Genomic DNA, 25,856 nt, shown 5'->3' on the forward strand with positions numbered 1-25,856 from the left:
CATCCTCACTGTTGATGGGTTTCGAAGATACCGCGGTAGCCAGTGTCTTCTTGCACCACGTGTTTTACCCACCAAAAACGCAGTAACCGGAAAAAGTCTGTTTTATAGAAACTTGGATCAGCCTGACATTTCAGCACCACAAATTCCGCCTGCTTCACTAACCTGGCATGCATATCCCGGTGAATGCTAAGACGTGGGTAACTCTTGGTGGCGAGTAATTCCTCCTCCCGGGCAAGATGGTGCTCCACATAGCGCTGGAACCGTTGGGATATTTCCTCAAACGCCTGGCCTTCTTGATGGGTAACGATAAGGTCGTAGGTATCATTAATGATGGCAAGCAGCTCTTTGTTGCTGTCATCGAGCTCAGCATTTCCGACGGTAAAGCGATCCTGCCACTTGATGAATTTCTTCTTGTTGTCAGGCTCTGGCTGGCCGGGCGCTGGATGAAGAATGAAGTGCTCCTCAGCTTCATGGTGTGCGACTTGTGCCTTGTGGTCGTGTATAAGGGTATCAATTTCGCGTAAATCCTCATCAGTAAACGCAACCGTACCGTTGACTTGAAATGCCGTTGTTTTCGCCGGGTCTTGTTCGTACATCGAGAAATAGTGCTCAACGGTTTTTTTAGGTTTCGATTGTTGTGAAAGCTGATTAATGCGATCTTGAAGGGCTTGTCGGTTTACTGGTTTCACCAGAAAGGCGTCCACATCGAAAGCGATACACTGGGCGATAACGTGTTCTGCGGCGTTGGCGGTCAGAATAATAATGGGAATATCATGAGGCAGACCGTAGCGGCCGCTGCGGATCAAGCGTAGCATTTCCAAGCCATCAATGGGCTCCATCTGCAGGTCAGTAATGATCAGGGACGGTTTCTGGTGGTACAGTTTGGATATGGCATCAGCGCCGTCGATAGCAGTAATAGACTCTTCAAAGCCGAGAGACTTCACCATGATCGCGATAGTTTCCCGAATCATTTCGTGGTCATCAACCACTAAACATCTCTCTAGCATGTTTGGCTCCAAGCACACTCCCTCTTATTAAGGAATAGCTTAGATGGTGTTGTTTTCAATGAATAATACAGATGTTTCAATATCGATATTATTAAATCTGATACAGATCCCGTTAGCGGATAAACCAGAAGAAGATCATTGAAATAGAGAAGTTTCTATTGCCTTCATTAACGTAGACTCAGTATAAAGACAAAAACGCGACCAGGATAAAAAGAAAAAGGATGCCACTGGGGCATCCTTTTGTAATTCTCTGCGGTTAGAAAAAATTATACTTTTTCTACGTTTGCAGCTTGTGGGCCTTTTTGGCCTTGTTCGATTTCGAAAGCGACTTGTTGGCCTTCAGCCAGAGTTTTGAAACCTTCGCCAGTAATAGCACGGAAGTGAACAAAAACGTCTGGGCCATTTTCTTGTTGAATGAAGCCAAAACCTTTTTCTTCGTTAAACCACTTCACGGTACCGGTAGATTTAGACATGTTGTCTCCTGAATATATTTCCATTTGTAACGTTGCGCGCGAGCGCATTTAGACCTTTTATTAATGAATCACTTATGGTGGCAAATGTAGCGAATATCTTCAGGACAACTTACTTTTGCGAAGGTAGGGTGTAACGAAGTTTTCAATTGCAGCATAAAGAGCTCTATTAACCAGGCCAATCGATAGTACCACAGAAGGACCAATTGTATAGTGAATTTATGGTCAATCTGCTTCACCTTGTGCTTCACGTCACCCAAAAGGCGAAAATCAGCAGAGAACCCTGTTGAACATCAGCACATATTAAAAATAGTCGGATTTGCAGGAAAAGAAAGTGAGACGTCTCTCGATTTTCAAATCATAAAGTGTATTTGCTCTAGGAATCATAATGTTATGTGTCTCTATAAAGCGAAAGTGTCACAATTTTGTCAAATAACCTATCACTTTTACCATCCTTTCTGGGATGTCCAACTCGATGTTTAGGACTGGTCACTGTTCGGGCTAAAAGAAAAAAATAAAATCATCAACAAACGGGAACCACCCCGAAAACAGGCAGCTAATGCCATACTCGTGAAGTGAAAGTAATGTTCTGGAGGACTGAGGTGAAAATTGGGATTGACTTGGGTGGCACCAAAATTGAGGCCGTTGTCCTGAATGCCAGTGGTGAGCAGATTTATGTCGAACGTGTATCGACACCGCAGCATGACTATCAAGGAACATTGGATGCCATCAAAGGACTGGTTGAGCGGGCCGAAACAGTGGTGGGGGAGACATGCTCGGTTGGCCTTGGCATTCCTGGGACTCTTTCGCCTGTCACCGGTAAGGTGAAGAATGCAAACTCGGTTTGGCTCAATGGTCAGCCTTTGGATGCCGATCTCAGCACCTTATTAGGACGAGAAGTACGCATTGCCAATGATGCAAATTGTCTGGCGGTGTCCGAAGCCGTAGATGGTGCTGGGGCGGGTAAACATATGGTGTTTGGTGTGATCATTGGCACAGGCTGTGGTGGGGGCATTGCGATTGACGGCAATGTGCATGCAGGTGGAAACGGTGTTGCAGGTGAGTGGGGACATAATCCTCTGCCTTGGCAAAACGACCATGATCGCCGTCATGCGGAAGCTATTCCTTGTTACTGTGGTAGACCGGGATGCCTGGAAGTGTTTATTTCTGGCACCGGTTTTTGGAAAGATTTTGAACGCCTGCATGGCGAAACGTTGCGAGGTCCGGACATCATGGCACGTGTCGCCAAGGGTGATAAAGATGCGGAAGCCTGCATCCAGCGTTATGAGGACAGGCTAGCTCGTGCACTGGCATCCGTTGTTAACACACTCGATCCGGATGTCATTGTCCTAGGAGGTGGCATGTCTAACGTTGATCGCCTGTACCAGAATGTACCGATGCTTATGCAAAAATGGGTGATGGGCGGTGAATGTGGTACCCCAATCGTCAAAGCCAAATACGGGGATTCCAGTGGCGTGCGCGGTGCGGCAAGGCTCTGGTGATTTTTTCCCCCCAGCATTTCATGGTGCTGGGGGGATGTTTTTTGCTGGCTTTTGGGTCACTGCTCACTCAACTGGCGAAAAAATAAACTTCCCGCCAAGTCCCAATTTCCTAATTTGATGCAATAGTCATCGGCCTGTTTCGATATGATAAATGGGATTTCAATTGGTTAGGACAGCAAAAATGGACTTTCTAGAACTTCTACCCTCACTGATAAACACTTGGGTTGTGTTAGCGATTCTGGTGGTGATTGTACTGCGTTCTGCGGTGAAATTTGTGCCACAGAATACCGCTTATGTGATTGAACGGTTTGGAAAATACAACAAAACCATGGAAGCAGGCTTGAATATTCTTGTACCTTTTATTGACCGTGTTGCGTATGTGCGAACCTTGAAAGAGCAGGCGTTCGATGTGCCTTCCCAGTCGGCAATCACCCGGGACAATATTTCTCTCGGCGTCGATGGCGTGTTATATCTGAAGGTGCTGGATCCGGTGAAAGCGTGCTACGGCGTTGATGACTACATCTTTTCCGTGACCCAGTTGGCGCAAACCTCTATGCGTTCAGAAATTGGTCGTCTGGAACTGGATAAAACCTTTGAAGAGCGTGAAAGCTTGAATACTGCCATTGTCTCTGCGATCAATGAGGCGGCCCAACCTTGGGGTGTGCAGGTGATGCGCTACGAAATCAAAGATATCGATCCACCGCGTTCAGTACTGGAAGCGATGGAACGCCAAATGAAAGCTGAACGTGAAAAACGGGCCGTTATCTTGGAGTCGGAAGGGGCTCGCCAATCTGATATCAACGTGGCTGAAGGCCAGAAACAGGCTCGAGTTCTGGCGGCAGAAGCGGAAAAGTCGGAACAAATTCTGAAAGCGGAAGGTGAAGCCCAGGCCATTCTAGCCGTTGCACAGGCGCAGGCGGAAGCGCTGGAAATTGTTGGCCGCACGGCTGCGACGGAAGAAGGTCAGAAAGCGATTCAGCTTGACCTTGCTGACAAAGCCATTGAAGCCAAAAAAGCGATTGCCAAGGAATCTTCCGTGGTACTGCTGCCTGACAGTCAATCAAGCGCCGCATCCTTAGTGGCAGAATCAATGAGCATTATCAATACACTTAACGCCGGGAAATAACGATGGATGCAATATCGTACCTGCAAACCAATCTGGCAGAATCTACCATTATCATTGGTTTGGTTCTGTTGATTGTCGAAGTCTGGCTACTTGGCCTTTCTACCATTGTGTTATTGGCGCTCGGTGTCTCAGCGGTGGTGACCGGTAGCCTGGTCTGGCTCGGGATATTGCCTGATACCCTGACAGCGGTGATTGCCAGTTCAGGTATTGGTGCCGGTGTGTTGACGGTAATCCTTTGGCGACCGCTGAAAAAATCACAAAAGGGTGTGCGCCGTGAATATAACATTCACAGCGATCTTATTGGGCTTCACTTTGAGTTGGATCAGGAACTTGATGCTAACCATCCGGTCACTGTCAAATATTCAGGCGTGAACTGGAAGCTGGTACTTGGTGCGGCGCACCGGGAGGCCATTGTTCCGGTTGGCGCGTCGGTCAAGGTGATCGCTGTTGATGTGGGGCGGTTTACCGTTGAACCATTGCCTGATGAAGACATACAAGCCAAGGACAATGCCAAGTAACATTCATACAACTCAGATGATCAAGGGAAGCGCGTTGGGATATAACGTATGTGCTTTCCTTCCTTTTTCTTTCTCTGTTCCTTACTGTGTCTTGTCTACAGTATGCCAGTTACTCCTAAAAGGAAGCTGATTAACATTTGGTAAGGGGCGCCCGTTTTTTTGCGGCCTGATCCAACGCGGTAATGAGATCGGCCCGACGGACGGGCTTGGTGAGATAAATGTCCATTCCTGCATCAACAGCCCTGTCATAGTCTTCTCGCCCTGCGTGTGCGGATAAACCGATAATAAACACGGGAGGCACGTCATGCTCGCGCTCAAACTGGCGAAGCGTTGCAGTCAGCTCATAGCCATCGAGATCAGGCATAGAGATGTCTGTGACCAAAATATCAAACTGATTTTTTTTATAATGGGAAAGGACGTCCTGCCCCGTGGCGTAGTAAGTGACGTGATCATTCACGCCTGAAAGAAATATTTTGGTGACGTCACGGTTATATTCGATATCGTCAACTACTACGATAGACATCGCATCGAGTGTGTGATGGGTCTTATCACCAGCGCATTCATTGGGAGGCGGTAAGGGGGCTTCTTCTTGCATGCTAAGCTGTAACTCCTGAAGCAGTTGCCTCATTTTGATGGGCTTAATGATGATTATCTGGTGCCCAGTGCTTTCAGATAGAGAGTTAAAATGATGTGGGTTAGAAACCACGCCTATCCAAGGGCAATAAGGTTCTGGGTACAGAGCAGTATCCTGGTCTATTAATACGACGGCGGCATCAAAGAGGGTCTTGGTTTCCTCAAGCAGTTCCACGGTAGTGAGATAGGTATGTTTTGCCTGCCAGTAGGTAAAATAGCGATCAAAAATGGGACGGTGCAATGGATCGGCATTGATAATGGCAATATGCCGGGCTGTCAGTGCCCCCTCATCAGTGCCCTCTGTGGGGACGGTGGGCAATGTCAGGGTAAAGGAAAAGCGGCTGCCTTTGTTGTATTCCGACACCACCTCCAATTCGCTGTTGAACAAACTCAGCAGGCTTTTAGTAATGGACAGGCCAAGCCCAGTTCCCTTGTATCGGCGCGAGGTGGAGCTGTTGACCTGTTCAAAGGCTTTAGTAATATCTGACAGTTTATCTTCAGGAATACCGATTCCGGTGTCTTCTATGGTCAGGGTATATGTTGATGAAGTGTCGCCAGGTTTGGGCTCAGCGCGGACTGAAATCCGGATGTATCCATGCTCGGTGAATTTGACTGCGTTGCCAAGCAGGTTATTGAACACTTGACGTAGGCGCAACTCATCACTGATCACCAGCGTGTTGATATCTGGCGGGATATCAACAACAACCAGCAGTTCTTTGCGTGAAGCAGATATTGCAACCATGGATGCTGTTTCCTCAACCATGGTTCGCAGACAGAATGTTTCCTCGCTGAGTTTGAGCTTTTTTTCTTCGAGCTTGGAAAAGTCGAGAATGTCGTTGATAAGTTGCAGTAAGCTTTTTGCCGAAGAATAGATAATATCAACAAACCCTTTTTGCTCTTTTGGCAGGGAGGACTCCCTCAGCATTTCGGACACCCCGATAATACCATTCATCGGCGTGCGTATTTCATGGCTCATGTTAGCCAGAAACTGGGATTTCGCCCGTGTTGCCTGGTGTGCCGTATCGGCGGCATGTTTTAAGGCTTTCTCAAATTCAAGTTGTTCATGGACATCGCGGACAATTAACACATAGCGATCGTTGACGCCAGCGTTGTTGACGATGGGAAAGGCGGTGATTTCAGTCTGTACCGCACGTCCGTCAATGGATAGACATTCTGCCCTAACAGTGATGCTTTGCCCTAATTGCATGGCATCCCGAAGTTGGTAGGCGGCCTCTTCGGCGGTGTTCTCGCCAAAAAGCAGGGTTTGGAAGTCTTTGTCACAGGCCTCGTTGTCCCTAAACCCAAACAGATTGTCCAGCGCTTTGTTGGACAATGAAACGTATCCACTGAGGTCAGTGATGAGATAGGCCTCATGGGATTGCTCTACAATTTCAGCCAGCATTTTGTTCTGTACTGCAAGTTGTTTGTAGCGGTTTTTTTCCAGTGACAACTCTTGATAGGTTTGCGACAGTGCCAAGGACATTTCATTGAAGGCGTTGGCGACTTGGGCGACTTCATCGTTACCTCGGACAGGAACAGTTTTACCGGGGCCATTTTGCTGGATGCTGAGCGCACCCTCCTGCAAAGCAAGCAATTGCTTGGTCAATAGCGCACCAAAACCGAGGGAGAAAAGGGCAACCAGTACCATCTCAAGCGCCGCAATCGAAATAGCGTATTTTTTTGCATCATCAATCAATTGGCTGAAGGCACTGACATCCAAGCCAATCTCAATTTCTCCCACCGGGTATTCATCAATGTAAACGGTATAACGAATGTCATAGATACCATCCCGGGCTTCCGTGGGAGTCTGCGCATAATTTGGGGCCGGCGATTCGTCTGTCAGGCTTGAGGCTTCTGCCAGAACCAGACGCTGATCGTCTTTCACCCGGATGTAGGCGATATCACCGTCCCGGATAGCTTCTTGGGTAAAGGCTCGGAGGTTGGCCAGATCCGTAGCAATAATGGCGTCACGTACTGCAATAGCAAAGGTGTTGGATAGACGCTCACCGTTGGCGATGATTTGTTGTTCATTGGAGTCCCGTAACCACCCAATCCCGGAAGCAATCAGGATAGCGAGTAATACCAATTCGATCAGTGCGATACCCAGGATTGTCTTCAGGCGAAATGACATAAAAGACAGCCTCAATCAGTCCGCTTTAATCACGGAAATGCTCAGGGCCCGGACATCATCCCAGTCTTCGTCCGTCGCACTTTGGAAGCCTTTGATATTCAGCGCTTTCAAGACCTGCTGTTTTTCAGGAGTGTCAGACAGAGCCACAAGAGCCTCTTGAAGACGGCGGCGTTCATCTTCAGTAACATTCGGGTGCGTGGCAATGGCATGGGGCGTGAATCCTTCCGTGGTGTATAACACCCTCAGGTTGTCTTTGGCATTGGGTGGAGCAGCACCAAGAGTCCGGATAATGCCGCCTCCGGCTTCATAAAGGCCGTCAGCGACACCCAGGTAAGCGGAGTCATGAGACCCAACATATTTCGGGTTGAAGTGGACTCCGTTACTTTTCAGGGCGGCTTGTGTCAGCAAGGTCGCCGCAAATGCAGCAGGAGCGGGGAACGCGAGATCTTTACCTGCCAGATCTTCCAGTGTTTTAACGGGCGAGCCTTTTCGCACCACCAGAATACCTTTGATGCGCTTGTCTTTGGCGTGTGCCACAGCTTTGTATCCCGGTGTCTGGTTAAACACGGTGAAATGGTAAGGGTTCATGTAAGCAATGTCATACTTGCCTTCGCTGAGGCGTTTTTCAAACTCCGGAATATTGGGGGCAGTAGCAAAGCGGATCTTCAGGCCTGAGAGCGTGCTGATCGCTTTCATTACAGGGCTCCAATCCCGGATCAGTTTGGCAGAGGACTGTTGGGGTACGATACCAAACACCAGTGGCTGGCCGCTTTCGTCATGGGCACCTGCATGAGCGTGAGCGTGCATTGTCGATAGCATGAAAAAGCAACCGATGAGCATGCGCACCGATAGGTTAGGCCTATAGAACAGTCGTCCTACTATTGATCCCATTCGTGTTATTTCCTTATCCACCTGATGTGTAAATAAATATAGTACAGTGTCTCATTTTTGCGTCAGTGTGGATTGGCAGGAGTTAGGCGGTGCACATTTTGTGTTGCTATGACTGATTACGGAGACGTTCTTGTCTTTGGCAGTGGCTAACCCGCTGCAATTACGGTGAATCTAAGGTAACCTTTGTGCCTGATTGGTTTTGGGGCACCGCGTAGGGCGCCCTGTTTAATGCGGTTGAATAAGGAGCGTTCATGTCATCCGGGAAATTGAATACCACGTTGGTATCTGCAGGACGGAAAACGGCCTATTGTAAAGGCAGTGTCAACAGTGTCATCCAGCGCGCTTCATCGATTGTTTTTGAATCGGTAGAACAGAAAAAGCGGGCGACTAAACACCGTGGCGAGCGCGAATTGTTCTATGGTCGGCGGGGCACCCTGACACACTTCGCATTTCAAGATGCAATGGCAGAACTTGAAGGTGGGGCTGGCTGTGTGCTGTATCCGTGCGGCGCAGCAGCGATTGCTAACAGTCTTCTTTCATTCGTAAAAACCGGTGATCATGTATTGATGTCTGGTGGTGCCTATGAACCTACCCAGGCGTTTTGTAACACCATTTTGGCGGATATGGGTATTTCGACGACCTATTACGACCCCATGATTGGTGGCGGTCTCGGTACGTTGGTCACACCGAAAACCACGGTGGTTTTCCTTGAATCCCCGAGCTCTATCACCATGGAAGTTCCGGACATTCCTGCGATGGTAAAAGCCGTCCGTGCCGTGAATCCCAACGCTGTGATCATGATGGACAATACCTGGGCGGCAGGTGTTCTTTTTAACGCCCTTGAGCATGATATCGATATTTCCATTCAGGCTGGTACCAAGTATATCGTGGGCCATTCTGATGCCATGATTGGCACGGCGGTCGCCAATGCACGCTGCTGGGAGCGTTTGCGTGAGCGTTCTTACCTGATGGGGCAAATGGTGGATGCCGATACGGCATATATGGCTGCGCGGGGTCTGAGAACGCTGGGGGTTCGCCTGAAACAGCATCAGGAAAGCAGTATTGCTATTGCCAAGTGGTTGAGTGCGCGTCCCGACGTTGAGCGGGTTAACCACCCTGCGTTGCCAGAGTGCGTTGGGCACGAAAATTACCAGCGTGATTTCAATGGCTGCTGTGGTCTGTTCTCCTTTGTGCTGAAAGAGAAGCTCAGCCCGGAACAGATTGCCAGTTATCTCGACAATTTCACCCATTTCAGCATGGCGTTTTCGTGGGGCGGTTATGAGTCGTTGATCCTGACTAATCAACCGGAAGCGTTAAATGCGATTCGTCCTGCCGGTCCGGTGGATTTTAAAGGGACCTTAGTGCGTCTCCATATTGGCCTTGAAGATGTGGATGATCTGATTGCTGATCTTGAAGCAGGCTTTGAACGCTTGAAATAAAGCATGGGACAAGAAGGAAAAACGGCGCTGATGTGAAGTCAGCGCCGTTCTTTTATCTGTCATCCCCTGGGGATTGTTTACTGGCCTTTCGCTATCAGCATTTTTAATGTGTCGGCCAGATCCTCTGCGCTCTCATGTGCACGGGTATTGACCACATACTTGCCGTTAACGATAAACGTCGGCACGGATGTGATTTCGGACGCCACGGTGATTTGATCGGCTTTTTCCATCTCAGCGAACATCACTTGTTGCTGTGCTTCTGTGAGATCAAAAGGTGACGTCAGACCATATTTTGCAAACAGTTCATTGAGAATAGCTCTGTTTTTGTCGCTATCTTTTGACTGCTGTTCTTGTACAAATGTAAACAGATCGTCGGTCAGGCCCGCGGGTGGGGGGGTATCAACCTGAGTCATGGCGGCGTAATAAATCAATGCGGTCAGGGTTGCACTCTCATTAAAAGTGACATGCGTTTTGCCGATTTTCACGTTTGCTGCTGTTTCAATGGCCGGGATTACCGTTTCTATTGAGCGGCAGTGATCACAGGAAAGGCTGAACAGTTCGGTGACAACGGGCAGATCCTGAACGGTTATCGGTGTGTCCAGCGTGGTGTATTTTGAGGATTGTGGAGCCTCTTCACTGCAGCCTGACAAGGCAAGGGCGGTAATCAAGGGAAGAAAGAAACGTTTCAGCTTCATAACACTCAATCATTGTTTTTAGCGAGTTGTGCTCGCGATGGGTAGGTTTTTAGACGCAGGAGTATACCTTACCCCTGCGAAATTAAAGACAAAAAGTTGCCAGCTGGGAGGCAGCTGGCAAGATGCGCTTGGGCTTTTTATGATTTGTTGATTAATCAATAATCATCTTGCTTTGCAGAACCATAGTGTCGATTACCGATGCGCTGATTTGCTCAGAGGTCATGCCACTGGTGTCAATGCTGTAGGCATATGCCATTTCTTCCACGCTCATATTATCAAACACTACCTGTTGGTCGACATGGCCATCTCCCTGGGTCGAGATATTCAGCATGGCGTGGCCCTCGCTATCATCCACCATAGAGAGATAACCTTCCAGAGGGTCTGAGGTTTCGTTGTTGAGCAAATCTGAAAGGTTGATGGCATCCTGTTGGGTGTTGAAGTCTATGATATGGTCCACGGTGGGTTTATTCACCGTACCTTGGTCGCCTTGTAAGAATGCATAGGTATCTGAACCTGCACCGCCGGCGAGAAGGTCGTTACCCTGACCACCGACAAGGAGATCATCCCCCAAGCCGCCATCAATAATGTCGTCCCCGGCATTGCCATGGATAACATCATGGCCAGCATTGCCGAGTAAAATGTCGATGTCATTGCTGCCTGCGATACGGTCATTGCCGTCATTGCCTGAGAAGGTGATGTCATCGAGTGCAATCACATCACTCAACGAATGGCTGACACCGCCGGGCATTGCATTGGTGATTGCCGATTCAGAACCGCCGATCGTGACGTTAATCTGGGTTTGGGCACCGTTTGTCGCGGTCAGTGTGATGACCTCGGTGAGGGTATCGTTGTCGCCAAGGGCCGGTGTTGAGCGTGGATCTAGGGTGTATGTCCAGTTACCGTTGACCAGATTCAGCGAACCGTATTGCCCGTTTACGGTGGTATCAGCAAACACGGGAGGTGTGTCGTTGGCATCTACCTCCAACATGAACAGGGTGCCTCTTGCCTCGAATGCGTCGGTGTCAGCGTTTTCTACTGCGATGTCACGGTAACGGAGACTGCCTTGACGGCTGGTAGAGTAGGGTAAATAGTTCAGTTGTGTGCCTGCCGGGATCTGAGGGCCAGATAGTTGAATAATGAAGTTGCCCTGTTCGTTAGGATCCCGGTGATGCCAGCGATCGCCGTCAAGATCGATATCTGCCACGCCAAAGGTGTAGCGGTTACCTGCATCGTCTGTGTAATCAAAGGTGTAGTCGAAGTTGACGTTGTAGAATCTGCCGTTGATCTCGACTTTTTGCGTCGTGTCGTACACGTATTCGTTGGTTCCTTGCCAGTCAGTACCGTCACCGTGCATCACACTGTCTGTATCATATATGCGTACAGTCGTCGCCTCCTTATGGAAACTGAGTGTTGGCGGCTCGTTTCCGATATATTGCATGTCTCCGGAGGTGAAGGAATAACCGTCGTTGAGCCAGAAAATATTTCTGATATCGACATACTCTCGGGTGACCGTGTCCGGAGCGACAAGGGTTCCACTGTTGGTACCAACCACAAACGGGGCATCATTGGTACCTGAGATGGAGATGGTGATGTTTTGCACCGTGCCATCGGTGGCGCTCAGTGAGAGGGTGTCAGTGACATGGTCAGTGCCAGACAACGCTTCTGCTTTCGCATTGTCCAGTTTATAAGTCCAAACACCGTCTACCAGAGTGAGCGAGCCGTAATCACCTTGCACCGTCGTGTCGAGAAATGCCGGTGTATCATCGATATCGGGATCGGAAATGGCAAGAGTACCACTGACTTTAATGTCATCACCCATGTTGCCTTCGGTAACAGCACCGGTAAAGACACCGGTAACAACCGGCACGTCATCAATACCCTGGAGGGCAATCACAATCTCGTGTTGGCCCCCCTCAGAATCTGTAATGAGGAGGGTTTCCCGCACTTCTTCTTTGATTTGCTGTGCTTTGCTTTCATCAACGGTGTAGGTCCAGTGTCCATCGGTGAGCACCAGAGTGCCGAATTCGCCCTGTACGGTGGTATCTGGCAGGGTTGGATTATCGCCATTGTCGATGTCAGAGACCGAAATAATGCCGCTGGCAGAGATAGGCTGCGACTGTTGTTGTGTAGCCGTGACATAGAAGGCGACATCATTAAGGTCCCAGTCGCCACCGCCGACAGTGTCCTCCCAGCCAGAATAGGTTCCTTGATTGTCTTCATAGTCGTAACCGCCATTTTTCGACGATTCGGAAACCAAGGCAGTACCATATGTGCTGCCTTGGTAAGCTATCACGCCGCTGCTGCCAAAACTCAGGTTCATGCTGCCGACGTTAAAGCCTTTACTGTCCCCGTCCGGGATCATAAACAGTCCGACTTTTTCTCCCCCAGATGTATTGATATTGATGCTGGTGTTGTCCACGTCGTGGGCATTGTCAAAGAGGATAGCAGCGCGGATCACGTTGCCGCTTGTATCCATCACGTAGTAACCGACGCTGTTTTGGTAAGAGGCATTAGATGTGATGTTGCCCAGATTGAGGTAGAGGTTGTCGCCATTGCCCACATCCCAGGTGCCGTCAGGGTTACGGTCCACCATGACATTCTGTGTCGATGGGGTTGTGGCGTTAATGGTGGCGGTGGTGTCGCCGGAAAGTACCGCCGCATCCTCACTGCCGGTCAGATTAACAGTGATAACCTGTGATGTGCCGTCTGATGCTGTGACGGTAAAGCTATCCTGTGCTGTTTCGTCTTCATCCAGCGGCTTGGCCTTTAGCGGATCCAGCGTATAAGTCCACTTACCGTCTGCCATCTCGAAAGTGCCGTATTCACCCGCCTGTGTGGTGGCATTAAATGTGGGATTGTCACTGCTGTCTCTATCAGAAATCGACAGTGTGCCCGATGTGGTTATCGCATCCTCTCCGGTTACAGGCTGCGTACCTGCGTCTATGTCGCCCGATATTGTGCCGCTGATAACAGCGGCATTGTCGGTGCCGGTTACTGAGATCACTATGTCATGGCTGGCACCCAGGGAATCGGTGATGGTGATGGTGTCTGTCACTGTGGCACCTTCATCCAGCACAGCAGCCAGCTCTGGATCCAGGTTGTAGCTCCAGTTGCCTTCAACCATGCTGAAGGTACCGTATTGTCCCTGCTGGTGGATATCCGGCAGGGTGGGGGTATCGCTGGCGTCGGGATCACTGATAGAAACAAAGCCAGTGGCTGTGAGTGAATGGACTTCGTCTGTGACGCTACCTGTGGTGTCACCGCTTAACACCGCGGCATCTTCGCTGCCGGTAATGGTGATCACAATATCGTATACTGTGCCGTCTGAGGCGGTGATGCTGATAGTATCGGTAGTCGATTGGCCTTCATCCAGATACTGCGCCAGCTCGGGATCCAGAGTATAAGTCCAGTTACCGTTAACCAATGTCAGGGTGCCGTATTGCCCCGCTGTCGTGCCGTTCGGCAGTGTGGGGGAGTCGCCTGTGTCAACATCCACTAATTCAATACTGCCTGTTGCCGTTAATGTTGCGCTGCCTTCCTTAATAGTTCCTGTAGTAGTGCCTGTCATCACCGGTTCCTGATCCGTGCCGGTTATCGAAATGATAATGTCATGGGTTGAGCCGTCTGATGCAGTCACAGTCAAGATATCAATCGTGGTTTCGCCTTCGGGTAAAGCGGCGACAGAACCAGGAGTAAGGGTGTATGTCCAGGTGCCATCGACAAGCACCAGTGACCCGTATTCGCCGTTGACAGTGGTGTCCGGTAGTGTAGGCGAGTGAGCAGAATCCGGGTCAAAAATGTTGATAAAGCCGGAGGTGGTGGGCGTTTCATTGTCAGACACTGAGCCAATGGTGTCACCTTTCAATATGGGCTTATCGTCGGTGCCTGTCACTGAGATGACGAGGGTTTGTTGGGTACCATCGCTTGCATACAGGGTGATGATGTCGGTGCCAGTTTCGCCCGCATTAAGACGCGAGGCAGCCACGTTATTGAGGGTGTAGGTCCAATCTCCCCCCACCATTTCCAGCACTCCGTAATCACCGTCTATCGTGACATCATCGAACCTTGGGGTGTCATTGGCATCGGCATCTGTGATAGTCAGGGTGCCTGACACTGTCTGGACTTCACCGGTTGTATTGTCGGTTAATGCGGCCTTTGTCTTGCCGCTGATCACAGGCAGATCGTCTGTTCCCTGAATAGTGATACTGATGGTCAATGGTGTACCATCCTCGGCTTGCACGGTCAGGGTATCTGTCAGGTTCTCGCCTTCGCCCAGACGATTAATCGCGCCTTCGTCATCGTTAGAACGGTAGGTCCAGGAGCCTTTCTCATCAATGGTCAATTCGCCCCAGCGTCCTTCAAGGATTTGCGCCGTAAACGCATTGTCATTGCCATCCACATCGGTAGCGGTTAATTGGCCGTAGGCCGTCATCGTGCCATCGGCCTCCACCACTGTGCCCACAATGTCACCGGCGATCACAGCGGGGTCATTGATACCGTCAATAGACAGAATGATTGGATGGGTACTGCCATCACTGGCGACAATGGTGATGGTATCAGTGACACGTTCATTGTCATCCAGTGGTGCGACGGCCTCTTTCTCGACGGTATAAATCCAGTTGCCATTTTCAACCACCAGGGTGCCGTATGTTCCTTTGTAAGTGTCATCGACCAGCGTGGTTTGGTTATTCGAATCCGGATCAACTACCGTCAATGTGCCTGACACCGAAGCGGGTACTGTGCCTATACGGTCAGAGACAGAGGCGCGGGTATCGCCCTCGACAGTGGCTTCGTCATCCGTGCGGGTAACCGGCACTGTGATGGTTTCACTGCCCTCTTCCAATGTCCCCTGTTGGGGGACAAAGCGCGCAGAGACCAACGCATTCGCTTGTTCTTCGGTCAGGCCGGCTGCGGTGAGGCCTGTGGTATCAAACCCCTGAATATCTAACGTACCGGTTGCACCGTTGTACTCAATGACGACGCCAGTCGTGATAGCCGAACCACGGGCCCCTTCACCGGCCGCGGTTTCTGTCCCATCTCTTTGGGTGGGATCCTCCCCTTCTTCAATGGCGGCAATGATGTCCTGTACGTCTGAGGGAAACGCCAGGGGCTCAACGTTTCCTGCACGCACGAGGAGTGCTTCATCAAGAACATCAATTTGCTCATCCTCCTCAGTCACCAACCAGCCATTACGCCCTCTCGGTACGGAAACGACATCGCCGGTTTGCAGCGGTGTACCTTGCGCAGCAGGAACCACCTCTCCGTTGGCTTTTACGATAAATACCTGCCCAACGACCTGACTGAGGAGCACATTGATAGCCATATCTTCCTCCCAACAAATGATGACTCATTTATGTGATTTTTGTTCGTAAATTGAGCGATTTGTTAAAAATAGTACAGAACGATCTGGGTGATAAGAGAAGAAAAGCGGTTCAGTCGTTTTTCTTTGCATTTTGTTTCATATATGAGATTTAGTCTCTTTTAGACGTCACTTTGCTAATAAAACTGACATAAAGATTGGACTGGGAAAGGAGGAACATTGCTGTATGCAACTGAGAACCCTAAAAATAGAAGAGGGAGAGATTTGGCAGTCACGAAGAAAAGCCACTAGTTTTATAAAGTAATCGAAAGATTCGCCAATGAGATAAAAAAGGTTGCCGTGTAATAAGATCCAGCAATCTTCTCGTGTTGTAAGGTCGGCAGAGAATCGGCCAGTAGTGCATGAATTGGCGGTAGGTAGAGGCGGTTTCCGTCCCCAAAAGCTCTCTTAAAGGAAGGCCTAATGACAGGTTTGGTGAAGAACAAGCCACTCATCGTGCTCGTCGACGACGATCTCTCCCATATTGATTTTTACCAGCAGGTGTTGAGTGAAAGCGGATACTGGTTGCGTTCAGTGGCGACTCCCGCAAAGCTGATGACGATTCTTGAACAGCACCCGGTCAATATCCTGGTCATCGATATGGATTTCCCGTTTGAGGGAGGGGAAAAACTGGCTGATGAAATCGCCAGGATACGACAACTTCCAACCTGTCGTGATACCCGTATTGTGCTGACGTCTGACATGTTTTCTTCCCGGCAAAAGCAACAGGCATACGAAAGTGGCGGCAGTGACTATGTGGTTTACCCCATCGCACCGCAAGAACTGTTTTTGAAAATGTCTACACATCTTACGGCAGGCGCATGTAAAAATGTGACCAATGCGTTAAGCCGCAGCTTCAATATTCTTGCCGAAACGAACACAGCCCTGTATCCGATGATGGCGACGGCCACCACCTGTGCGCAAATGCTGAGCCAAACCTCGCTCAGCAATAAACAGGCGCTATACCTAGAAAGCTTGGTTCGATCGCTCAAGAGAACGGGCATTATCTGCGACAACCTGCGTGATTTTGAGGAGCTATGTTCAGTTTCCCTATCGTTGGAAACCACACCTTTTGATCTCGACCAACTGTTGGAAAGTCTCCGTGACTACTTGCTCGGTGAGGCGGAAAGCCGGGAAGTGGAGCTACTTTTTAATGTGCCATTGGATGTGCCCCGCTCGCTGATCGGCGATCCGGATCGACTCCGCCGAGTGTTACTGAATATCATTGATGAAGCGATGGTCATCGGTGAAGGCAGGCCTCTTATCCTGAGTATTACCTCCGGCAAGGTGGATCAACACAGTGCAAAGCTCACGTTTTCTATCAACCAGAAAGTGACAGATGAAGAAGATACTGTTGATGATCTTGCAGAGCTGGCAGAGAGATTGGTGATGGCAACGTCCGAAGTCGATGAGTCTGTCAACCTGTTGATTGCAACTTACCTGATTGAGCAGATGGGAGGAACGGTTCAGTTTGATTCTGGTGGTGAACCGGGCGTTTATTTCGACATAGAGCTACAACGTGCCAAGGCAACGTCAGACAAAAGTTTCTCTGTGCCGGTAGACTTGCGGGGGTTACGGGTTTTGATTGTTGACGATAACCCCTCTTCAATCGCCGTACACCGTGCGATTGTAGAATCCCTCGGTTTTCATGTTGATGCCGTCAGTGATGTTGACAGTGCCTTCACTGCCATCGTGGAAGGTTACCTTGATCTGGACCTGGAACCTTACGATCTGGTTTTGCTGGATTGGCACATGCCGGGAAAAAAAGGCTTCCACCTGTTGGAGAAACTGAAGAACGAGCTGGAGGAAGACCGACACCCGTTAGTTGTGGTGATCAGTGCCTATGACCACAAGAAAGTGGATAAAGAGCGGGGAGGCGGCCAGATTGCGGGCTACTTGCACAAACCGATTTCAGCGTCTGTGATGTTCGATACCATCATGGATGTGATGGGGCAGAACTTGCCAAAAACGCACCACCGTATCATTGGCGGCAAGCATCAAGGTTCCGGTGTCACAGTCAATGGCAGCGGCCGCAGGGTATTGGTGGTGGACGATATGCCGATTAACCAGCAAATTGTCCGTGAGGTGCTGATGGCAAATGATTTTCAAGTCGAGTTGGCATCTTCTGGTCGTGAGGCTTTAGTGAAAGTGTGTCCGGCACCTGAACTGTATGATGCCATATTGATGGATCTGGAAATGCCAGATATGAACGGACTGGAAGCGACCCGTATTATCCGGGAGACGGCTGACAGAGAGACGTTACCCATTTTTGCCGTTACTGCCCACACCATGGAGCGGGATCGCCACCGCTGTGCAGACGCAGGCATGAACGATCACATTCCCAAACCGCTTGACGCGGACAATTTGTTACAAAAGCTGGCTGGTTACCTTGGTCTTGCTGTCACCTCTGTTGTTAAGACCGAAGGGGAAAAAACGGGACAAAAAGAAGAATACGAATACGTGGATGTTGAAGATGGCATCAAACGGGTCATGGGAAATGAAAATCTCTACTTCAAACTGCTGAGTGATTTTGTCCATCAGTCCCGTGAGCAGGAAAACCACATCTACCGGAGCATTGAGGATGGTGAGTTAACCCAGGCATCGGAAGAGGCCCATACCATAGCAGGTAGTGCCGGCAACCTATCGATCATTGGCTTGCGCCGCTCTGCCAAGCAGTTGCAGAACGCACTGCAGGGGCCCGAGGACTACCAACTGCCGTTAAGCCATTTTAAGCGTGACATGGAGAACGCCATCAAGGAAATTGGTCAGATCCTCCTCAAGCGTAACCAGACTGCCATTGAGCCGGTGCAGGCGGGTTCGTCGCCAGTGTTGACCGCTGGCAGTAGCAAAAAAATAGACCGCACGATGATTACCCGTTTGACCCTTTTCCGCGACCAAATGCTATCGCAGGATTTGATGGCTATCGATACCTACTATCAGATGCTGGTTGATTACCATGACCTTGCCCGGGAACTCAAACCGGTGGGTGATAAGTTGATTGAGTTGGACTACGCCAAAGCAATCATTGCCTTCAACCATTTTGTCAAAGAGAGCAAATTAGACATCGGGCTGGCAGATGAACAAGGAGCTTCGCATGCACGCTAACCCTACCGCCATGGATAAGGACACCATTTTGCTTGTCGACGCTTCACCGAACAGTATCCGGATCCTGAATGCGATCTTGAGCGAGGAATACAGAGTGATTTTCTCCACCACGGGAGAGAAAGCGAAAGTGCTGGCAAAATCGGAGGTGCCCAAACTTATCCTGATGGATGTTCAACTGCCCGATATCGACGGTTATTCACTTTGCCAAACCTTTAAAACCGATCTCGACACCAAGGACATCCCAGTGATCCTGATCACCGAACATCAAGAAGATGAAGGCCGGGAGATGGGGATGAGGATAGGTTGCGCTGACTACATCTCTAAGCCAGTGTCACCGGCGGAGGTGAAATTGCGTATCTACAACCAGCTCAGGATACGGCGTAATGAAGCCTTGATCATGCAGCGCGCGCTCTATGATTCCTTGACGGGACTCGCTAACCGCAACCTTACCCTCGACAGGTTGCGATATGCCATTGCCCATGATCTGCGCCGTGGGCTGATGACGGGAGCGATGCTGGTAGATATTGATAATTTCAAAATGATCAATGACACCCTGAGCCATGATGTTGGCGATCAGGTGCTGGTTGAATTATCGCGTCGTATTGTGAAGACGTTACGGGAAGTCGACACCGTAGGACGGGTCAGTGGTGATGAATTTCTTATCGTCTTACCCGGGTTGCACCAAACGGAAAATGCCTGCCAGCTTGCCAGCAAGTTGCGTAAAGCCATTAACCAACCTATTGAAATCAACGGTGGTGGCGAATTGTATGTTACGGCCAGTATTGGGATCTCTCTCTCTCCGTTGGACTCTGATGATTTCAAACGCCTTTTCGGCAATGCTGACGTTGCGAAACACCAGGCCAAAGAAGGTGGGAAAGACAGCTTCCGGCTATTCACCAGTGAAATGAACGATAATGTTCACCGCAGATTGCGGCTCGAATATCATTTGGTCAGGGCGCTCTCCCGTTGTGAGTTCTCGTTGGTTTATCAGCCGTTATATGATCTGAAAAACAACAGTATTACCGGTGCAGAAGCGTTACTTCGCTGGAACAATGATGAGCTTGGTGCAGTAGCACCCGCAGAGTTTATTCCAATTGCAGAACAGTCAAATCTTATTTATGAAATCGGCAAGTTTGTATTGGATAAGGCGATGGAAGATTTTTCTTCGTTGAATGATCCGTCGGGAAACCCCTTGCATTTGGCGGTCAACATATCCCCCCAGCAGATTCGTCAACCGCATTTTATCGATGATTTGACCGGTATTCTGGAAAAACACGGGTTTGAAGCCAGTCGGTTAGAGCTTGAAGTCACAGAAAACTTGCTTCTAAGCAACCAGCCTAACGTGAAAAAGATGATCAAAAAGCTCCACAATCTGGGCACCGAGTTTTCGATGGATGATTTTGGGACCGGTTATTCGTCGTTGAGTTACCTTCTCCAGTTCCCGTTCGATGCCCTTAAAATAGACCGTACGTTTGTGGACGGTATTACGGACGTGGAAATGAAAGAAGCGCTGGCAACGGCGGTGATTTCTATGGCTCAGGGGTTGCAAATTAAAACGGTGGCAGAGGGTGTAGAAACAGAAGAGCAGCTCGAGATGCTCAAATCGAAAGGGTGCGATTTGGCACAGGGTTACTACTTGAGCCGACCGGTTGATATAGAAAACCTGAGAAAATTACTGGATAACCAAGAAAGTAAACCCGAATCAAAAAGCAAAAGGGATGATTCGGTACAAGCCAATTGATACAGGATTTACGGTCAGGGACGTCAAAATGCCCCTGCTAGATTTTGTTGGGTTAGCGTCAGGGGGCTAACCAGCCAGCGACAGTCTGAACTGGATCGCCACCTGTGGATGGGGTAAGCCATACGGCAATGGCAGACGGTGAAGCGGCTGTTTCGTCATTCAGGACAAATTGCCACTGCTTTTGACCTGACTGGCTACCAAAGTCCACCACCACAAAATCATGTTCAAGGGTTTTACCCCGATTTTCACCCCGTTGGACTTGGGTGGTAATGTCCATGGCAAGCAGGGCAAATTGTGCGTTAAGGGTTTCATCACCCTCAAATTCGACCTTTAGAACTCGGCCATCAAGCGAGGCTTTCAGAGCGGGAGCGAATGGCCCGTTTGCATAAGGCACAGGTTGTCTGGCAAAAAATCCGCGCCATTCCTGATCATTGATAAACCAACCGGGCGTGTATACACCACTACCTTTGCCGTCAGCGACTTTATCACGCTGGCGCTGACTGAATTCTGGCTTGGCGTATTGGTCAATCCAGCCAATGTAGTTCCAGTAATCGACATGGAAAGCCATAGGAATAACACGTTGCCAAAGCTCTGCCTTGTTTTTCAATTGGTTCAATGCGGCTTCCGCCGGCGGACAACTGTAGCAACCTTCTGAAGTATAAAGCTCAACGACAGTCGCCGGAGAACCACTGTTTTGCCAGGTTTGCGCAGCATGTGCCGCGGGGGAGAGCAAAGTAAAAAGCAGGGTAAGGGTGAACAACGTACGCATAGCAATTCCTGTCAGTGGGCGGTAAAAGCAAAGACCTGCGAACCTCATGTTCTCTTTCATTTTCTGAATATTCGTGTGTCTTTTCCCTTTCATGAAGGGTATTTTGCAAGATGAGAGATAAACCAAGGAGAAGACAATGAAACTGCTGGCAATTCTTTTTGTTACGCTGTTGCTGGTGAGTGGTTGTAAAATCACAAGCATTGAAGGCGAAGCCGACGATGTTGAAATCAAGATCAATTCCACAGACGACGGTAATGGGCAAAACAAACCTGATGGTAAATTTTGTCCTCCCGGTCAGGCCAAAAAAGGCCGATGCTAACGATTATCTGAACACAGGTATAACATGCACACCCAGACAGATGCTTATGTTGTGGTGATGACGACGTTTGCCGATGACAATATCGGCAAACGAATCATTGAATCTTTGCTTGAGAAGAACCTGGCCGCCTGCATTCAGGTGACGCCTGTCCAAAGCTACTATCACTGGCAGGGGAAAGTGGCATCTGATGCTGAAAAACAAGTGATGATTAAAACGCGCAAATCACTTTACAAAGAGGTAGAGCAGGAGATTTGTCGCCTGCATGACTATGACGTGCCGGAGGTTATCGCGTTACCGATAGAAACAGGTCTGGCGGAGTATCTGGGCTGGATAGCGGAGAGCTGCAAGCCTGATAGCAAATAGAGGTTGAGGGCTGACAGAGGTTGAGGGTTGATAGAGAGAAAGGGTTAATCTGCCACGGCTGTCTATCTCAATTTTTGGTGCCATGGTAAAAACCTCTACAAGGTTACAAAAAGTAAACTGGTTGAAAAGATGATCAAGGTTACCATAATCAACCTCAAACCACATTTTGGGCTGTGAAGGGCAACGTCAAGATCGATATCGTTTCGACGTCGTGGGCCCACGGAAAAGGGAGGATTAACAGGCGAACAGCGAATCACCTACTGAGATGCGCGGTTATAAAAGCGCGGGGCATCCTGCCTTGGAAGGTGAATCAGGTTCAGGTTGGCCTGGATGGCTGTATTAACAGCGAGCGAAGTGGGTGTTCCCAGGGTGATCAGTGTGCCAACACCCGTCAGGACCGCTTTTTGCACCAGTTCGATACTACACCGGCTGGTCACGAGCAGTGCCTGTGAGGGAGATAATGCCTTGCTACGGATGACAGTTCCCAGCGCTTTATCCAGCGCATTGTGGCGGCCAATATCTTCGCGACACAGTAAAATGTCGCCATCCTCATTCACCAGCATCGCCGCGTGAATTGCCCCACTGATATGACCAAGCGACTGCCATTGGCGCAGACTATCACGCAATTTGAGGATACTGCCGTTATCCAGTGTGTCGATATAGGGTAAGGGGTCAAAGGTTGGCATGGCATGCTCAAGCGACTCGGTGCCGCATATTCCGCACCCGGTACGCCCGGCAAGGTGGCGTTTTGTCAGCGACAGCCTTGCGTGGGCTCGGTTGGCCAGTTGCACAGCAGCAATCAGGGCATCGTCTTTTTGCTCAATCACAATGTCGTGAATTTCATTTCCATCCCGGATGATACGTTCACTGAAGGAAAAACCGTAGATAAAGTCTTCGATGTCCTGCGGTGTCACCATCATGACTGCATGGCTGACGCCGTTATAGCTGATGGCTAACGGCGTTTCTGTAGGCAGCGTGGCAAACGACGTGACCTGACTGGCATCATCAATGTAATGATGGAGCGAGTGGGGCGGTAATGGCTCGGTCTTGCCATCCTGTGTCTTGCGATGGGTCATTCCTGTCGCTGTTCTCCGGCGTTATCTGTATTACTCAAGCGAGTGGCATACCGCCTCCAGCCTGAGATAAAAAACACACATCCAGCTGCAAAACCAAGCGCAAAAAATCACTGACCGCAAGCGATGATGTCACAGGAAGCATAGCGTTAACGCATTTATCGTGCTGGAGCACGGATTAAAAAGGTGACTCAACGCCGTGTCGTAACCGAAATAAGCACGGATGCGATTGCATATATTAATCAGCTGAATGATTATCAACTGAATGCAACGGTACTGAAATGTGGGTTATTGACCAATGCACGCATCGATGCAACTTTGTCGAGTACAATCAAAACGTCCTCGCCCTCAATGTCGAGCACAATACATTCTTCTTTTGCCACATTGCGTGCCGTATCCCTGGCGATACCTTCAACCGTATTCGCCCCCTCTTTCATCTCCAGTTTTACGGGATAGTGAAAGAGGCAGGCTATCTCAATGTAATCGTATTCTGCGCATTTAATCATAAGAAAACCTCGTGTGTTTCTTCAGCTTGGTTGTGTATAGATGTCAGACCCGCTTTCCAGCGATCGCTTTTTCTATACCCGGTTTTCTTAATCGTAGCGCCAAAAAGAAAAATGCCCTGCATTAAACATGAGGGAGCCATATCCATGGTGTTATATGGCGGTATTACATGGTACCTCAATTTCCCCCACTTGCTGGCATGACAGGCACCGCCACAACGTCCACCCGGCGGTTTTCTGCACGGCCTTTTGCCGTCTCGTTGGTGGTCACTGGTTTGGTTTCTCCCGCGGAGACGGTTTTGATTTGAGCGTTATTCTTGCCAGCGTCCACCAGGTAACCTTTTACCGATTCTGCCCGTTTTAACCCCAAAGTAAGGTTATATGCATGAGACCCAACGCTATCGGTGTGCCCAGTGATAGTTAAGGGGGTTGAAGAGGTGGTGATCGAATCAACGATGCCCGCCAGGATTTTTTTGCCGGTCGGTGTCAAAGATGCTTTATCAAACCCAAAATGCACCTTGGCAACCAATCCGCCGCTGCCCTGTTCCACTTTGGGTGTTTCCCGCACCAAAAGTTCCGCACATTCTTTGTTGAGGCCAGCGTTAACCAAGGCCTCGATAAAAACCGGGGTGACAGGAAAAGACTGGGTAGGTCGCTCAATTTGCAGGTAAGTCGCTTTATGGAAAAATACCTCGGTTGACTGACCAACATCCACGCTAAATGCCACCTCGCTATTGCTGTTTGAACAAATATCTTCAAAAACAGTGGCGGAAACCGTTGCTGCCAAGGAAGGCGATGCCATAATGCCCAGCAGCATCAGCAGTGCTGAAAGAGAAAATGCTGTTTTCATGAATTCTCCGTTTGGTCGTAGTGGCGATAGTAAAGGTGGCCGACTTCTTCACTGATCAGCTGAAGGACAGTGTCAAAAATTTCCTGATAGGAGTCAGCCGATTGAACATTTTCCTCACCGGCACAGATTTTTAATCCGGGGTTTTTCTCTAGGTCATAACCAAAACCGATGACAAATATTTTTGCCTCTACATTACGGCCGTTAATTTCCTTTGACTCCAGGTCGTTGATAATGTTTTGGCATAGTCCGCTTTGATAAATCAGAGGCGCGATAAATCCGGGGTATCTATTGTCATAGGGATTATTTTCATTGATGGAATCTTCACCATCAGACAGCACAATGATGAGTTTTCGAATGTTTTCACCGTTATTAACAATTTTTGCGGCCTCAATAATTCCTTCATACGAGGCGGTTCCATAATCTGGGTAAAATGTCGAGATGGTGTTTCTGAACTGTGTGAAGTTGTCTGTTAAATCAAGTGTATAAAAGTAGGAGTCGTCAGAATACAAAGGAATGGTATTGTTGACATAACGACCAATAATTGGCGTTCTTTTGTTGTTAATTGGGTCCCGGGCTGTTCTTCTGTAATTAATTTCTGGGATGTTTTCCTGCCATTTATAACTTAAACGGCTGTAATTAGCCTTGTAGTCGACATTGCTATAGAAAGTACTGCCATTATGAGGATAAAAATTATAGCCAATAAAAGCCACTTTATTGGCTACTTTCTTTCCATTTAATTCCTGCTCTGTATGATCATTAAATGTCTCAAGCTTTCTTGTGATATCTGAAATAACGTTGACAACACCTTTATACTTTATTTCTCTGTTCCATGTCTGCTGCATGGACCCTGAAAAGTCTGCTACGAAGGCAACATCAATAGTGAAACCCTGATATTTCCTTGCAACAGCAGTACCTCCCAGTTCTACAATTTCTTCAAATCCCGGCGCAAAATCATCTTCCGGATACCAGGATTCAAACTCAGAGCTCAGGGTTACCTTGTATTGGGTAAAAACCAGTCCTTCTTCGTCATACACACCTGCAACACCGCATTGCGACCCGTAGATTTCATCGCAGCTTTTTCTTTCAATATTAATGTCTGCCAATGATATCGTGCCGTCAGGGACAAAGCCGTCGACATAGTTTTTAGCAAGGGTTTTATTTTCAGTTATATCACTGGATATATTTGCAGCCACAGCCAGAGAGGCCACCTCAACACCGTCACCAATCCGGGCATGTGTTTGCAAATACCGGGTTGATTCAACGGCTAAAACAAATACCCCGAATAATAGAGGGTAGGCGATCACGAAAATAACAACGGCAACACCCTGTTGTCTGGATTTAGATGAATAATGCACCATACAC

19 protein-coding genes are annotated in these 25,856 nt (G+C 49.1%); 8 read left to right on the plus strand and 11 right to left on the minus strand.

Annotated elements, in window-relative coordinates; genetic code table 11:
• Window positions 1-5: 5 nt before the first annotated feature.
• Together VHA_RS12475 and cspE are read right to left on the minus strand one after the other, a co-directional pair.
• A complete protein-coding gene (locus VHA_RS12475; protein WP_040528872.1) occupies window positions 6-1,007 on the minus strand; it encodes a hemerythrin domain-containing protein in 1,002 nt (333 codons plus the stop codon).
• Window positions 1,008-1,273: 266 nt separating this feature from the next.
• A complete protein-coding gene (cspE, locus tag VHA_RS12480; RefSeq protein WP_005504837.1) occupies window positions 1,274-1,480 on the minus strand; it encodes a transcription antiterminator/RNA stability regulator CspE in 207 nt (68 codons plus the stop codon).
• A gap of 599 nt (window positions 1,481-2,079) precedes the next feature.
• Between cspE and mak the strand changes: the two genes are divergently transcribed.
• The 3 genes from mak to VHA_RS12495 all read left to right on the plus strand — a co-directional run bounded on the left by mak (window position 2,080) and on the right by VHA_RS12495 (window position 4,623).
• Window positions 2,080-2,979 carry a fructokinase gene (gene mak / locus VHA_RS12485; protein ID WP_005504838.1) on the plus strand — a complete coding sequence of 300 codons (900 nt, stop codon included), beginning with the start codon at window positions 2,080-2,082 and terminating at the stop codon, window positions 2,977-2,979.
• A 181-nt stretch (window positions 2,980-3,160) separates the two neighbouring features.
• Window positions 3,161-4,105, plus strand: a complete 945-nt coding sequence (locus tag VHA_RS12490) for an SPFH domain-containing protein (protein WP_005504839.1) — start codon at window positions 3,161-3,163, stop codon at window positions 4,103-4,105.
• Window positions 4,106-4,107: 2 nt separating this feature from the next.
• On the plus strand, window positions 4,108-4,623 hold the full coding sequence (locus tag VHA_RS12495) for an NfeD family protein (RefSeq protein WP_005504840.1): 516 nt from the start codon (window positions 4,108-4,110) through the stop codon (window positions 4,621-4,623).
• A 130-nt stretch (window positions 4,624-4,753) separates the two neighbouring features.
• On the opposite strand, the gene VHA_RS12500 is transcribed toward VHA_RS12495, so the two are convergent.
• Window positions 4,754-7,387 carry a hybrid sensor histidine kinase/response regulator gene (locus VHA_RS12500; RefSeq protein WP_005504841.1) on the minus strand — a complete coding sequence of 878 codons (2,634 nt, stop codon included), beginning with the start codon at window positions 7,385-7,387 and terminating at the stop codon, window positions 4,754-4,756.
• A 15-nt stretch (window positions 7,388-7,402) separates the two neighbouring features.
• On the minus strand, window positions 7,403-8,206 hold the full coding sequence (locus tag VHA_RS12505; RefSeq protein WP_226926494.1) for a phosphate/phosphite/phosphonate ABC transporter substrate-binding protein: 804 nt from the start codon (window positions 8,204-8,206) through the stop codon (window positions 7,403-7,405).
• A 323-nt stretch (window positions 8,207-8,529) separates the two neighbouring features.
• On the opposite strand from VHA_RS12505, the gene metC reads away from it, so the two are divergent.
• A complete protein-coding gene (gene metC, locus VHA_RS12510; protein ID WP_005504845.1) occupies window positions 8,530-9,717 on the plus strand; it encodes a cystathionine beta-lyase in 1,188 nt (395 codons plus the stop codon).
• 77 nt (window positions 9,718-9,794) lie between these two features.
• Here the strand turns inward: metC and VHA_RS12515 are convergent, their stop codons facing one another.
• Window positions 9,795-10,412 carry a thioredoxin domain-containing protein gene (locus VHA_RS12515; RefSeq protein ID WP_005504847.1) on the minus strand — a complete coding sequence of 206 codons (618 nt, stop codon included), beginning with the start codon at window positions 10,410-10,412 and terminating at the stop codon, window positions 9,795-9,797.
• A 151-nt stretch (window positions 10,413-10,563) separates the two neighbouring features.
• Window positions 10,564-15,735, minus strand: a complete 5,172-nt coding sequence (locus VHA_RS12520) for a VCBS domain-containing protein (protein ID WP_005504849.1) — start codon at window positions 15,733-15,735, stop codon at window positions 10,564-10,566.
• A 459-nt stretch (window positions 15,736-16,194) separates the two neighbouring features.
• Here VHA_RS12520 and VHA_RS12525 point away from each other — a divergent pair, with 459 nt between their 5' ends.
• Together VHA_RS12525 and VHA_RS12530 are read left to right on the plus strand one after the other, a co-directional pair.
• On the plus strand, window positions 16,195-18,876 hold the full coding sequence (locus VHA_RS12525; protein WP_005504851.1) for a response regulator: 2,682 nt from the start codon (window positions 16,195-16,197) through the stop codon (window positions 18,874-18,876).
• A complete protein-coding gene (locus VHA_RS12530) occupies window positions 18,866-20,617 on the plus strand; it encodes a two-component system response regulator (RefSeq protein WP_005504852.1) in 1,752 nt (583 codons plus the stop codon). Before VHA_RS12525 ends, VHA_RS12530 begins: the two co-directional genes overlap by 11 nt.
• A gap of 58 nt (window positions 20,618-20,675) precedes the next feature.
• Here the strand turns inward: VHA_RS12530 and VHA_RS12535 are convergent, their stop codons facing one another.
• Window positions 20,676-21,386 (minus strand): DUF1223 domain-containing protein, encoded by a 711-nt coding sequence (locus VHA_RS12535; protein ID WP_005504853.1) that lies wholly within the window; start codon window positions 21,384-21,386, stop codon window positions 20,676-20,678.
• A gap of 136 nt (window positions 21,387-21,522) precedes the next feature.
• On the opposite strand from VHA_RS12535, the gene VHA_RS12540 reads away from it, so the two are divergent.
• Together VHA_RS12540 and cutA are read left to right on the plus strand one after the other, a co-directional pair.
• Window positions 21,523-21,705 (plus strand): hypothetical protein, encoded by a 183-nt coding sequence (locus VHA_RS12540; protein ID WP_005504855.1) that lies wholly within the window; start codon window positions 21,523-21,525, stop codon window positions 21,703-21,705.
• A gap of 24 nt (window positions 21,706-21,729) precedes the next feature.
• Window positions 21,730-22,068, plus strand: coding sequence for a divalent-cation tolerance protein CutA (cutA, locus tag VHA_RS12545; protein WP_005504857.1), 339 nt, complete (start codon window positions 21,730-21,732; stop codon window positions 22,066-22,068).
• A gap of 257 nt (window positions 22,069-22,325) precedes the next feature.
• Here the strand turns inward: cutA and fdhD are convergent, their stop codons facing one another.
• The 4 genes from fdhD to VHA_RS12565 all read right to left on the minus strand — a co-directional run bounded on the left by fdhD (window position 22,326) and on the right by VHA_RS12565 (window position 25,852).
• A complete protein-coding gene (fdhD, locus tag VHA_RS12550; protein WP_005504859.1) occupies window positions 22,326-23,144 on the minus strand; it encodes a formate dehydrogenase accessory sulfurtransferase FdhD in 819 nt (272 codons plus the stop codon).
• Between the two features lie 254 nt (window positions 23,145-23,398).
• Entirely contained in the window at window positions 23,399-23,647 is a 249-nt protein-coding gene (locus VHA_RS12555) for a Rho-binding antiterminator (protein WP_005504861.1), read from the minus strand.
• A 175-nt stretch (window positions 23,648-23,822) separates the two neighbouring features.
• Complete coding sequence (locus tag VHA_RS12560) at window positions 23,823-24,494, minus strand: OmpA family protein (RefSeq protein ID WP_005504863.1); 672 nt, start codon at window positions 24,492-24,494, stop codon at window positions 23,823-23,825.
• Complete coding sequence (locus tag VHA_RS12565; protein WP_005504865.1) at window positions 24,491-25,852, minus strand: TadE/TadG family type IV pilus assembly protein; 1,362 nt, start codon at window positions 25,850-25,852, stop codon at window positions 24,491-24,493. The genes VHA_RS12560 and VHA_RS12565 overlap by 4 nt, the downstream gene beginning before the upstream one ends.
• Window positions 25,853-25,856 lie beyond the last annotated feature (4 nt).

The organism is Grimontia hollisae CIP 101886 (assembly GCF_000176515.1).
Classification (GTDB): domain Bacteria; phylum Pseudomonadota; class Gammaproteobacteria; order Enterobacterales; family Vibrionaceae; genus Enterovibrio; species Enterovibrio hollisae.